Annotated in this window: 10 protein-coding genes; 7 read left to right on the top strand and 3 right to left on the bottom strand. The window is 71.1% G+C overall.

Annotated elements, in window-relative coordinates:
- The gene (locus QSK34_RS35530) at window positions 1–480 is read right to left on the bottom strand and encodes a hypothetical protein (protein ID WP_285590913.1); all 480 of its coding nucleotides are present in this window, start codon (window positions 478–480) and stop codon (window positions 1–3) included.
- A gap of 22 nt (window positions 481–502) precedes the next feature.
- On the opposite strand from QSK34_RS35530, the gene QSK34_RS35535 reads away from it, so the two are divergent.
- Window positions 503–1039 carry a hypothetical protein gene (locus QSK34_RS35535; RefSeq protein ID WP_285590915.1) on the top strand — a complete coding sequence of 179 codons (537 nt, stop codon included), beginning with the start codon at window positions 503–505 and terminating at the stop codon, window positions 1037–1039.
- A 114-nt stretch (window positions 1040–1153) separates the two neighbouring features.
- Window positions 1154–2314, top strand: a complete 1161-nt coding sequence (locus QSK34_RS35540) for a pectate lyase (RefSeq protein WP_285590917.1) — start codon at window positions 1154–1156, stop codon at window positions 2312–2314.
- Window positions 2315–2404: 90 nt separating this feature from the next.
- On the opposite strand, the gene QSK34_RS35545 is transcribed toward QSK34_RS35540, so the two are convergent.
- On the bottom strand, window positions 2405–3340 hold the full coding sequence (locus QSK34_RS35545; protein ID WP_197038869.1) for a ParB/RepB/Spo0J family partition protein: 936 nt from the start codon (window positions 3338–3340) through the stop codon (window positions 2405–2407).
- 684 nt (window positions 3341–4024) lie between these two features.
- On the opposite strand from QSK34_RS35545, the gene QSK34_RS35550 reads away from it, so the two are divergent.
- The 5 genes from QSK34_RS35550 to QSK34_RS35570 all read left to right on the top strand — a co-directional run bounded on the left by QSK34_RS35550 (window position 4025) and on the right by QSK34_RS35570 (window position 10417).
- A complete protein-coding gene (locus QSK34_RS35550) occupies window positions 4025–5008 on the top strand; it encodes a ParB/RepB/Spo0J family partition protein (protein WP_202610897.1) in 984 nt (327 codons plus the stop codon).
- Window positions 5009–5057: 49 nt separating this feature from the next.
- Window positions 5058–5711, top strand: coding sequence for a response regulator transcription factor (locus QSK34_RS35555; RefSeq protein ID WP_285590921.1), 654 nt, complete (start codon window positions 5058–5060; stop codon window positions 5709–5711).
- Entirely contained in the window at window positions 5708–6847 is a 1140-nt protein-coding gene (locus tag QSK34_RS35560) for a sensor histidine kinase (RefSeq protein ID WP_285590922.1), read from the top strand. Before QSK34_RS35555 ends, QSK34_RS35560 begins: the two co-directional genes overlap by 4 nt.
- Before the next feature lie 116 nt (window positions 6848–6963).
- Entirely contained in the window at window positions 6964–8013 is a 1050-nt protein-coding gene (gene hppD, locus QSK34_RS35565; RefSeq protein WP_285590924.1) for a 4-hydroxyphenylpyruvate dioxygenase, read from the top strand.
- A gap of 19 nt (window positions 8014–8032) precedes the next feature.
- Window positions 8033–10417: an aminotransferase class I/II-fold pyridoxal phosphate-dependent enzyme gene (locus tag QSK34_RS35570; RefSeq protein WP_285590925.1), complete on the top strand. Its 2385-nt coding sequence runs from the start codon at window positions 8033–8035 to the stop codon at window positions 10415–10417.
- Here the strand turns inward: QSK34_RS35570 and QSK34_RS35575 are convergent.
- Window positions 10333–12255, bottom strand: a complete 1923-nt coding sequence (locus QSK34_RS35575) for an ABC transporter ATP-binding protein (protein WP_502875564.1) — start codon at window positions 12253–12255, stop codon at window positions 10333–10335. The two genes, QSK34_RS35570 and QSK34_RS35575, sit on opposite strands and share 85 nt — an antisense overlap.
- Window positions 12256–12427 lie beyond the last annotated feature (172 nt).

A 12427-nucleotide genomic window follows, 5' to 3' on the forward strand; every position in this document is an offset into this window, starting at 1 on the left:
TTATGACGGTGTCGGAGCAAGATCCCGGTGCGGGGACGGCCAAGAGGACGCGCTCAGGTCGATGGGGTGGCCGCTCGCCCCGTCGAGCACGGCACGACCGTCGAGCGGCCGGTCGAGGGTCACGTCCAGTGTCCGGCTGTAGCCGACGGCGGAGCAGATGCGATCACCGAACCCGAACCTCGTCGTGTTGACGACGGCGACCACGACGGCCCGGGACGATTCGACGGACCTGCCCGTGAAGGACTCGGCGCATTCGCCCTCCGGCGCTCCGCCGACGAAGGAGAGCCGCAGCGTCCGCCCGTCCGGCAGCAGGACGGCCGTTTCGATGTTCCGGGTCTCCTCGGTCCGCCCCTCCACGGGTCCGCCGCGTTCCAGGACGGCCTCCATGTGAGCGTTCAGCCGGCGCTCGTCCGCGCCGGCGAACCACCACACGGCGGCGACCAGCAGAACAAGACCGGCGATCACCCCACCTTTCACCACGATGACTCCTAAAGTTCGTCGAGTGAAACGATCACTTGGAGTGTGGACGGCCGCCGCGATCGTCGTTCTCTCCGCGTGCACGCAGACGCCCCGCGACCTCACGCTCCCTCTAGACCAGAACGCACCCGGCCCGGATGTGGTTCGCGCCGAGGAGCACCTGGTGACCGAGTGCCTCGCGGCCTACGGCGTCACGGCCGGCGAGCTGCGCCGCCGCCACCCGAACGCCGGGTATCTCGGCTGGCTCGGCGAACCGGAGACCGGTTACTCCGCGACGGGAGAGTACGCCTTCACCGGCGACGCCGAGGCCGTCTACCTCGGCACGGTCGAACGCCACGGCGGCAGGACCGTGCCGGGGGGAGGTTGCCGGCAGGCCGTCCATGATCTTCTGCGGCCCCCGCGCAAGGATCCGCTGGACGTGCTGGCCCAGCAGGCGGCGGGCGCGGCCGGCCAGGTGATCGCGGCCGGCGGACCGGCGATGGCCGACGTGAAGGCGTACACGACCGAGCTGGAGGCCGCCGCCGCCACGGTGCTCGCCGGTGACCACACCCGCACCTGGTAGCACCGGATTTCAGAAACGTTCAGCGCCCACCTGGGCGAACGACGTGGGCCGAGGGTGCGACGGGAGGCCGGGCGCGGATGCTGGCGCCTACGTTCCCGAGCAGCAGGAGGCAGCATGCTGCGCTCATGGCGCCAGAAGGCGCTACTCGTCCTGACGGCCGCGACGGCCGTCGTCCCCCTGACGGTGGTGGCGGCGCAGGCGGCGGTCGCCTGCCGGGTGACCTACGCCGTCCAGTCGCAGTGGCCCGGCGGGTTCACCGCGGGCGTCACGCTGACCAACACCGGCGACCCGCTCTCGACCTGGCGGGTGACCTGGTCGTACACCGCAGGCCAGACCGTCTCCGAGGCGTGGAACGCGACCGTGACCCAGAGCGGGAACACGGTGACCGCGGCCAGTCTGAGCTACAACGGCGCCCTCGCCACCGGCGCCTCCGCCCAGTTCGGCTTCAACGGCACGTCGGGGTCGAGCAATCCCGCGCCGACGAACTTCGCCGTCAACGGCGTGACCTGCGGCGGCGGCACCCCGAGCCCGACCCCCACCCCGACGCCGACCCCGACGCCGACCCCCACCCCGACTCCGACGCCGACACCTCGGCCCACCGGGTGGCCCACCCCCACGGGGCAGGTCGGCGTCAACGGGACCATCTCGGTGTCCGGCACCTTCGACGGCGGCATGCGGCGCTACTGCTGCATCGGCGACGGCGGGCAGGAGGAGAGCCAGGACCCGGTGTTCCAGCTCGCCAACGGCGCGACCCTGCAGAACGTCATCATCGGCGCCCCCGCCGGTGACGGCGTGCACTGCTCGGGTTCGTGCACGCTGCGCAACGTCTGGTGGGAGGACGTCGGTGAGGACGCCGCGACCTTCCGGGGCAGTGGCAACCCGGTCTTCCTCGTCGACGGCGGCGGCGCGCGGTACGCGAGCGACAAGGTGTTCCAGCACAACGGCGCGGGCACCCTCACGGTCCAGAACTTCCAGGCGACCAACTTCGGGACGTTCTACCGCTCGTGCGGCAACTGCTCCACGCAGTACCAGCGGGACGTCGTCATCAGGAACGTCACGCTGACCCGGCCGGGCAACACGGTGGCCGGGGTCAACGTCAACTACGGCGACACGGCCCGGTTCTCCGGGGTGACGATCGTCAACGACTCGGGCCGGTCGATGGTGATCTGCCGCAAGTACAACGGCAACAGCAGCGGCAACGAGCCGACCCAGGTCGGCGCGGGGGCCGACTCGACGAACTGCTTCTATTCGGCGTCGGATCTGACATACCGATGAGAAGAGAGCCGGTCCAACTCATGTCGGGCCGGCTCTCTTCCTGTCAATGCCCAGCACTGCCAGAATGGCGCTTCGCCCGGGGGCGGCCCGTCACGCCATCTCGCGCTGGTCTCTGCTCTTCAGCGTCTCGGCGAGCCGGGCCCATTCGTAGGCCAGGCCCACGGCGAGGTCGGCGACCAGTGAGACGCAGTGCGTGGGGAGTTCGTCCTCCAGGCGCTCCCACTCGTGGCTGTTGACCGTGTGGGTGCTGAGCCAGCGCAGCAGCAGCCGCCCGTTGTCGGTCAGCTTGAGCGACGGGTCGCGCAGCAGTTTGCGGAGGATCTGGTCGGGGTCGGGAATGCGCCCCCTGCGCAGGAGCCGGGTGACGGTCGGGGTCTGCGGGTGGGTGCCGGGTGTGCGGGTCTCGGCCAGGGTGAGTTTCGCCGGTACGGGACTGTCGCCCCGCTGCAGGCGGTCGCGCACGTCCTTGGCGGTGGCGGGGGAGATGCCCGCCTGTTCGGCGATGTCCCGCAGCGAGGCGTGCGGCTGCTCCTCGATGAGGCGCCCGGCGTGGCGGCGGGCGGCGGCGGCGTTGACCGGCCGGGCCCGGCCGTCCTTGCCGATGCGGGCGGCCGGCTGGGTGGTCGCGGTGCGCTGCCGGATCCGGCCGACCGTGGTGGAGGCCAGGCCGGTGGTCTCGGCGATGGCGCGGTCGGACCACTGGGGGTGGGTGGTCAGGATCCGGGTGGCGGCCGCCTCGCGGTCGGCGAGGGAGAGCGGCAGCCCGTGTTCGACGTTGGCGCGGACGGCGGCCAGGAAGATGTCGGCCTCGGCGCCGTCGACGTAGCGGACGGGGATGTGCTGGCGGCCGGTCAGGATGGCGGCGCGCAGGCGGTGCATCCCGTCGATCACCCGCATGGTGGCGCGGTGGACGAGGATGGGCGGCAGCGCGCCGGTGGTCTCCGCGAGTGCGCGGACGTGGTCGTGGTTCTCTCCGTCGAGGCGTGGCGAGTCGGCGTGGCGGAGCAGGCCCACCGGAACCGTCACCGCGTCGTCGTGGACGATTACGCCGAGCTGATGATGACGTGGATTCTCCAATGACACTCCAGCGCGGAGAGTGTGGAAGCGTGATTTCGCCGGTCGGGAGCCCGACCGCGGAGCCGAATATAAGTAGCCGCCGCGACCGTCATCAAGGCCGCCAAAACTCGCCTAACGCGCCTCTCACGTCCAAGTGAGCAATCACGCGCTTGGACGGAGCGCGCCCGGCCGATGTGCGATCGAACAGTGTCCAGGCGCTATCGTGGACATCGCCGTCAAGTGGTTTTCCGTGGGGCGCCGGATCGCGGCATTACAGCGCGGCGTCGTATGCCCAGGTAGCGGCGTTCGTACGCACGGTAGTCAAGAGGCTCTTGACTTGTTGTGTGGCTCTGCACAATATGCAGGTGGATTTGCACCAAGCGACGCGAATGACGGGGCGATTGGTTCGTCGCTGAGCGGTTCGGGAAAACCGGGGGTAGCAAGGATCAAGCTTCTGTCGACGCGGCAGAATCGTCGTGGGGACGGGCCGACACGGCCAACGTGCCCGCCGCAGGAACCATCGTCAGCAGCCGTGTCGTGCGCGACAACCATGCCGTCGCTCGCGCGACACGACGTCAGCTCCCCGGCACAGCAGTTCGGGCTGATGCCTCGCAGTCCCGCCGATGACCAGTACGCCAATGCTGGGAGACACGCGTGACGAAGCAGGACTTACGACTGATGGAGCTGACGTCGGTCACCGAGGTGCTGATCGACGACCTGACGACGACGGGGTCGCCGCGCCTGGACGGGGAGGACCTCGATCACGTCGACGCGCTCGCCGAGGCCCAGAACCCGCTGCCGCCGATCGTGGTGCACGGCCCGACGATGCGGGTCATCGACGGCTTCCACCGGCTGAAGGCCGCACGCCGGCGCGGCGAGGAGAAGATCTCGGTCGTCTTCTTCGACGGCGCGGAGGACGACGCGTTCGTCCTGGCCGTGCAGTCGAACGTCACCCACGGGCTGCCGCTGTCGAAACAGGACCGCAAACGGGCGGCCGAGCGCATCATCATCACCCACCCCCACTGGTCCGACCGCATGATCGCCTCCGTCGCCGGCATCGCGCCCGCGACGGTCGCCAAGATACGGTCGCAGCTCCAGGCCGACGCCGACGTGGTGACGCTCGACCGCACCGGCCAGGACGGCCGGGTCCGCAGGTTCGACCCCGAGGAGGGGCGGCGGCGGGCGGGCGAGGTCATCAGGAGCAACCCCGACATGTCGCTGCGGCAGGTGGCCAAGATCGCCGGCATCTCCCCGGAGACCGCCCGCGACGTGCGAAAACGCATCGCCCGCGGCGAAGACGGCCTGCTCAGGTCGCAGGAGCGCACCCCACCGCCGACCCCGCCCGTCCCATCGGAGCCGAGCCCGTTCGGGCAGTTCACCGCCCACGACCGCGCGCGCATGGTGGCACGGCTGCGGGCCGACCCGGCGCTGCGGTTCAGCGAGAACGGGCGGGCCATCCTCAACCTGCTCAACCTGCACACCATCGACGCGGGATCCTGGGAGCGCATCCTGTCGGCGGTGCCACCCCACTGGACCAACGTCGTGGCCACGCTCGCCGACGGCTGCGCGGCGGCGTGGGCGGAGTTCGCCGACCGGTTGGAGGACCGGGCGACCGAGCCACCGCCCGGAGGCGAATGAAGCCGATCGTTAACCGCGGTCTTACCGCGGATGTGGGGGAATGAAAGCCATGCGGATTCTCGTGGCCGAAGACGAGCACGTCCTGGCCGACCTCATCGCCGAAGGGCTGCGCGACCAGGCCATGGCGGTCGACGTCGCCTACGACGGCGCCGCCGCGCTGGAGCGCCTGTCGGTGAACGAGTACGACGTGCTCGTCCTCGACCGGGACCTGCCGCAGGTGCACGGCGACGACATCTGCCGCGAGCTGGCCCAGCGCGGTGAGGCGGTGCGCATCCTGATGCTGACCGCCTCGGGCGCGGTGCACGAACGCATCAGCGGCCTCAACCTCGGCGCCGACGACTACCTGGCCAAGCCCTTCGCGTTCGACGAGCTGGTGGCGCGCGTGTGCGCGCTGGCCCGCCGGGCCGGCCAGCCGCTGCCGCCGGTCCTCCAATGGCAGGACATCACCCTCGACATGGCCCGGCGGCAGGCCCACCGCGCCGGCCGCTACCTCCCGCTGTCGCGCAAGGAGTACGCCGTCCTGGAGGTCCTGATGCAGGCGCGCGGCACGGTCGTCAGCACCGAGGAACTCCTCGAACGGGCCTGGGACGAACACACCGACCCGTTCACCACCGTGGTCAAGGTGACCATGAGCAAGCTCCGCGCCAAGCTCGGCGACCCGCCCGTCATCTCCACCGTCCCGGGAAGCGGGTACCGCCTGTGAAGGAGGCGCGCCGCGTCTGGTCGGGCGGGTCGATCAGGGCCCGGATGACGCTGCTGTACGGCGGCATCTTCACGACCGTCGCGCTCGGTGTGCTGCTCGGCGCCCAGCAGATCCAGCAGATCATCGTGGGCCAGAAGGTGCAGGACTCGCCCTTCGTCGGCAATCCCGGCACCGCGCCGCTCCAGGACCCGGCCGTGCTGGCCAAGGCCCAGGCCGACCTCGAACGCACCCTGATCAACTCGCAGCGCGTCGTCACGGTGGTCACCCTCGTGCTCATCACCGTGCTCGCCTTCGCCGTCTGCTTCTGGCTCACCGGGCGGCTGCTGCGGCCGGTCCACCGCATCACCACCACGGCCCGCCGCCTCTCGCTGTCGACCCTCCACGAGCGCATCGCGCTCACCGGTCCGCGCGACGAGCTGAAGGAACTGGCCGACACCTTCGACGCGATGCTCGACCGGCTGGAGCGGGCGGTCGACAGCCAGCGCCGCTTCGTCGCCAACGCCTCCCACGAGCTGCGCACGCCGCTCGCCATCCAGCGCACCGCCATCGAGGTCGGGCTGGCCGACCCGACGCCCGAGAAGGTCGCCAGAATCCGCGCCGAACTGCTGCGCAACACGCTCCGCAGCGAGCGGCTCATCGAAGGGCTGCTCGTGCTCGCGCAGGGAGAGCGCGGCCTCGACGCCCACCTCCCGGTCGACCTGGAGGCCGTCGTCGAGCAGGTCATCGAAGACCACCTGCCGCTGGCCGTCCGCCACGGCGTGGCGCTCGACGTGCGCACCAAACCGGTGGTCGTGTCGGGTGACGAGGTGCTGCTCGGGCGGCTGGCCGCCAACCTGGTGCACAACGCGATCAGGCACAACCACCCCGGCGGCCACGTCACGGTCGAGTTGTCCTCCGACGCCGTGCTGGCCGTCCGCAACAGCGGTCCGCGGGTGCCGCCCGAGCGTGTGGCGGAGCTGTTCCAGCCCTTCCGGCGGCTCAACGCCGACCGGACCGGCTCGGCCGACGGTGCGGGGCTGGGCCTGTCGATCGTCGCCGCGCTCGTGCACGCCCACGGCGGCGCCGTGCGGGCGCAGGCACAACCCGAGGGCGGGCTCGCGGTCACCGTGACCCTCCCGGTCGCGCCGGCCGCCTGAATTCCGTCGGGAAATCATCCGCTGTTCAAGCGTCGCGTTCGCATTGTTGGACGATGCCTCGATTCCTGTCGTTGAATGCTTTGGCCCGAGTTAAATCGGCCCGACGGAGGCGGCGAATGGACATTCAGGCGATTGACCACATCGAATTCTTCGTGGAAGACGTGGAAAAATCCGCGGCTTATCTTCGCGAAGGTTTTGGATTCACGCTCAGCGGCCGGGGCGGCGGCCATCCGGGCGGCGGGGAGTCGATCCTGCTGCGCCAGCGCGGGATCGCGGTGCTGCTCACCTCCCCGGCCGGGACCGAGGGCCGGGCCGCCGAGTACGTCCGCGACCACGGCGACGGTGTGGGCGTCATCGGCCTGCGGGTGCCCGACGCGGCGGCCGCCTACGCCGAGGCGGTCGGGCGGGGGGCCACGCCGCTGTCGCCGCCGGAGACGTCGGGCCCGCCCGGCGCGCGGGTGGTGTTCGCGTCGGTGTCGGGGTTCGGCGACGTGGCGTACCGGCTGGTCTCGCGCGAGCAGCCCGGCGGGGCCTTCGCGGCCTTCGTCGACGAGAGCGGCTGCGGCCGTTCGGGGATGGGGCTGTTCTCGGCCGTCGACCACTTCGCCATCTGCGTGCCCGGCGGGACGATGGCCGACGTCGTCGACTACCACCAGCGCGTTTTCGGTCTGGGGGAGACCTACGCGGAGCGGATCGTGGTGGGCACGCAGGCGATGGAGTCCACCGTCGTGCAGAGCGCGTCGGGCCGGCTGACGCTGACGATCCTGGAGCCCGACGGGAACCTCGAACCCGGCCAGATCGACGCGTTCGTGAAGGCGCACGGCGGCGCCGGCGTCCAGCACGTCGCCTTCCTGACCGAGGACATCGCGACGGCCGTGCGGACCAGCGCGGAGCGGGGCGTGACCTTCCTGCCGACGCCCGGCGGCTACTACGACATGCTGCCCGGCCGCCTCGGCCCCGTCGGCACGCCCGTCGAGGTGCTGCGCGAGCTCAACGTCCTGGCCGACCGCGACCAGGCCGGGATCATGCTCCAGATCTTCACCCAGTCCACCCACCCGAGACGCACCCTCTTCTACGAGGTGATCGAACGCCGGGGCGCGAACTCGTTCGGCAGCAACAACATCCACGCGCTTTATGACGCCATCAGGCGGCAGGAGGCGGACTGAAATCGAAAGGCGCACTTCGATGAAATTGACACTCGGTGAATTCCGGGAATCCGCGCGGGCCCGGCTGGAACCGCCGGTATGGGATTTCCTCGAAGGCGGCGCGGGCGAGGAGAAGACCGTCGCGGCCAATGTCGAGGCGTTCGACCGGGTCCGGCTGCGCCCCCGCATCCTGCGCGGAGGCGGTGACCCCGACCCGGCAGTGAAGATCCTGGGCCGTACGTGGGACGTGCCCGTCGGGATCGCACCGCTGGCCTTCCAGACCCTCGCCCACCCCCTGGGCGAGGTCGCCACCGCCCAGGGGACCGCCGCGGCGGCCCGGGTGCCCGTCGTGGTGAGCACCTTCGCCGGACGCCCGTTCGAGGAGATCGCCGCGGCGGCCGACGTGCCGCTGTGGCTCCAGGTCTACTGCCTGCGCGACCGATCCGTCACGCGTGCGGTCGTCGAACGCGCCCAGGCCGCCGGGTTCGAGGCGCTCGTCCTGACCGCCGACACCCCCCACCTCGGGCGGCGGCTGCGCGATCTGCGCAACGGCTTCCGGCTGCCCGAGGGGGTCGGGCCCGCCAACCTGCCGGGGTCGGGGTTCACCGACCCCGCCGCGCACGCGCGGGCCGAACTCGCGCCCGACCTCGACTGGTCGGTGATCGACTGGCTGCGTTCGGTCAGTTCGCTGCCGATCCTGGTCAAGGGCGTGCTCTCTGACGCCGACGCGGTGTGCGCCGTCGAGGCGGGCGTGGACGGCATCGTCGTCTCCAACCACGGCGGGCGGCAGCTCGACGGCGCCCCCGGCACGCTCGACGTGCTGCCGGAGGTCGCGGCGGCGGTCGCCGGGCGGGTGCCGATACTGCTCGACGGAGGAGTGCGGCGGGGCCGTGACGTGCTGGCCGCGCTCGCGCTGGGCGCCGACGCGGTGCTGCTGGGCCGCCCGGTCCTCCACGGGCTCGCGACGGGCGGGGCCGAGGGGGTCACCGACGTGCTGACCGTCCTGCTCGCCGAGGTGACCGAGACGATGGCGCTGGCCGGTGTCCGCACGATCGCCGACGTGGGGCCCGAGCTGGTGCGCGCGGCCCCGGCCGGGCCGGTCGCCGCCGAGCCCGTCGCGCCGGTCCCGCTCACCGGCGTGCTGCGCCGGGAGGACCTGCACGCCAGCGTCGGCGACCCGGTCATGGACACGATGAACTTCCTGAACGAGGTCACGCTCCGCTACCCCGACGCCGTGTCGTTCGCGCCGGGGCGCCCGTACGACGGGTTCTTCGACACCGAGCAGGTCTTCACCTACATCCGGCGCTACCTCGACCAGCTGGCCGCCGAGGGGCGGACGCCGGCGCAGGTGCGTGACGCGATCTTCCAGTACGGCCCGACCGCCGGGCGGATCCGGGAGCTGGTCGCCGACTCGCTGCGGGTGGACGAGGGCATCGACGTGCCGGCGGAGTCGATCGTGGTCACGGTCGGCTGCCAGGAGGCGATGTTCCTCGCGCTGCGGGCGCTCTTCTCCGGCCCTCGCGACGTGCTGCTGGTGGTCAGCCCCTGCTACGTCGGCATCACCGGCGCGGCCCGGCTGCTGGACGTCGCGGTCACCGCCGTCGAGGAGGGCTCGGTCGCCGCGATCGAGGCCGCCGTCGAGGAGGAGCGGGCACGCGGGCGCGGGGTCAGGGCCGTGTACGTCTGCCCCGACCACTCCAACCCGTCCGGCGTCACCATGTCGCTCGCGGAGCGGCACGCGTTGCTCGCCCTGGCCGGACGGCTCGGCCTCCTGATCCTGGAGGACAGCCCCTACCGGCTGGTCAGCCCCGGCGCCCAGCAGCCCACGCTCAAGTCGCTCGACCGCGAGCAGCGGGTGGTGCACCTGGGTTCGTACGCCAAGAGCCTGTTCCCCGGGGCCCGGCTCGGGTTCGCCGTGGCCGACCAGCCGGTGGTGCGCCCCGACGGCACGACCGGGCTGCTGGCCGACGAGCTGGCCAAGATCAAGAGCATGGTGACCGTGAACACCTCCCCGCTCAGCCAGGCCGCGGTGGGCGGCGCGCTGCTGGCCACCGGCGGCCGCCTCTCGGACCTGAACGCGGAGACGGCCGCCTACTACGGCGAGACCATGACCCGCACCCTCGCCGCCCTCGGCCGCCACCTGCCGGAAGACCGCCGCGAGCGGCTCGGGGTCAGCTGGAATACGCCCTCGGGCGGCTTCTTCCTCACCGTCCAGGTGCCGTTCACGGCCGACAACGCGGCGCTGACCCGGTCGGCGCAGGAGTACGGGGTCATCTGGACGCCCATGTCGTACTTCTACCCGGCAGGGGGCGGGGAGCGGGCGCTGCGGTTGTCGACCAGCTACCTGTCCCCGGCCGAGATCGACGAGGGCGTCGCCCGGCTGGTGGCGTTCATCGAGGGGTCGGCCGCGAACTGGGTGCGGTAGAGCTCGGCGTAGAGCCCACCGGCGGCGAGCAGCTCCCGGTGGGTGCCGCGCTCCTCGATCCGGCCGCCGTTCAGCACCAGGATCTGGTCGGCCTCGTGGATCGTCGACAACCGGTGCGCCACGACCAGCGAGGTGCGGCCGGCCAGCGCGGTCTTCAGCGCCCGCTGGATGGCGGCCTCCGACTCGGAGTCGAGATGGGCGGTGGCCTCGTCGAGGACCACGATCGGCGGCGACTTGAGCAGCAGCCGGGCCAGCGCGACCCGCTGCTTCTCCCCGCCCGACAGGCGGTAGCCGCGGTCGCCGACGACGGTGTCGAGGCCGTCGGGCAGCGCCGCGATCGTGGGCCAGATCCGGGCGGCCTCGCACGCGCCGACCAGGTCCTCCTCGGTGGCGTCGGGGTTGGCGTACAGGAGATTGGCCCTGATCGTGTCGTGGAACATGTGCGCGTCCTGGGTGACGACGCCGATGGCGTCGGTCAGGGAGCGCAGCGTCAGGTCGCGCACGTCGTGGCCGCCGACCCGGACCGTGCCCTCGGTGGCGTCGTAGAGACGCGGGACGAGCTGGGTGATCGTGGTCTTGCCGGCGCCGGAGGGGCCGACGAGCGCGGTCATCCCGCCGGCGGGGGCGGTGAAGCTGACCTCGTCGAGGACCGGGCGGCCCGCCCGCTCGGGCTGCCGGTGGGCGACCGACTCCAGGGAGGCGATCGACACCTCGTCGGCGCCCGGGTAGCCGAACGAGACCCCCTCGAACACGACGTCGGGGGCGGCGTCGGCCGGCAGCGGCCGGGCGCCGGGCCGTTCGTCGACCAGAGGCCGCAGGTCCAGGACCTCGAAGACGCGGTCGAAGCTGACGAGCGCCACCATCACGCTGACGTGCATGTTCGAGAGCTGGTTGACCGGGCCGTAGAGGCGCAGCAGCAGGGTGGCCATGGCGACGAGCGTGCCGATCTGGAACGCGCCGCCGATGGTCAGCACCCCGCCGAGGCCGTAGACGACGGCGGTGGTCACGCCCGTGATCAGGGTGGTGATGATGAACAGCAGCCGCCCGTAGACGGCGGTCGAGACGGCGACGTCGCGGACCCGGGCCGCCTTCCCGGAGAAGTCGCCCTGCTCCTGGTCGGTCCGGCCGTAGAGCTTGGCGAGCAGGGCGCCCGACACGTTGAAGCGCTCGTTCATCATCGAACCGAGGTCGGCGTTGAGCTCCATGCCCTTACGGGTGAGCGTCTGCAACCTGCGCCCGATGAGCTTGGCGGGCAGCAGGAAGAGGGGGATCATCACCAGTGCCGCGACGGTGATCTGCCAGGACAGGTAGAACATCGTGCTCAGCACGAAGACCAGCGTCAACAGGGTCGAGACCGTCTGCGACAGCAGCGTGGTGATCGCCTGCTGCGCGCCGACGACGTCGGTGTTGAGCCGGCTGACCAGTGAGCCGGTCTGGGTCCGCGTGAAGAACGCGAGCGGCTGCCGCTGCACATGGCCGAACACCTTGCACCGCAGGTCGTAGACGATGCCCTGGCCGACACGGCTGGAGAACCGGGTCTGCGTGAAGATCGCCAGCGCGTTCACCACCGCCAGCCCGGCGATGAGGGCCGCCACTGCCACGACCACGCCGTGGCGGCCCCGCAGGATGCCCTCGTCGATGATCGTCTTCAGCAGCACCGGCCCGGCCGCCACGATCGCCGCGTCCACCGCGGTCGCCAGAATCACCACGGCCAGCGACCACCGATAGGGCGACGCGTAGGAGAGAATTCGCCGGACGGTGCCGGGTTTGACCTTGTGCCGACCTATGGACTCGTCGGCGCCCAGCCGCATCGGGCCTATGCGCGGGCCATTCATCATGGCCACGTGATATCCCCTCGCTTTCGCGCTGTTCCGGGATTGTATTTCCGGAGTCTTATTCGTGGCAGGCCGATGTTCAACCACAGCGCAGCGGCAGTTGAACGCCGCTTGACGTCCTATAACGTCGCTGGCGAGGATGGCGGCCCATAGGGTACGGCATATTTTCTTTTGA

The sequence above is a fragment of the Herbidospora sp. NBRC 101105 genome, assembly GCF_030269205.1.
GTDB classification, from domain to species: domain Bacteria; phylum Actinomycetota; class Actinomycetes; order Streptosporangiales; family Streptosporangiaceae; genus Herbidospora; species Herbidospora solisilvae.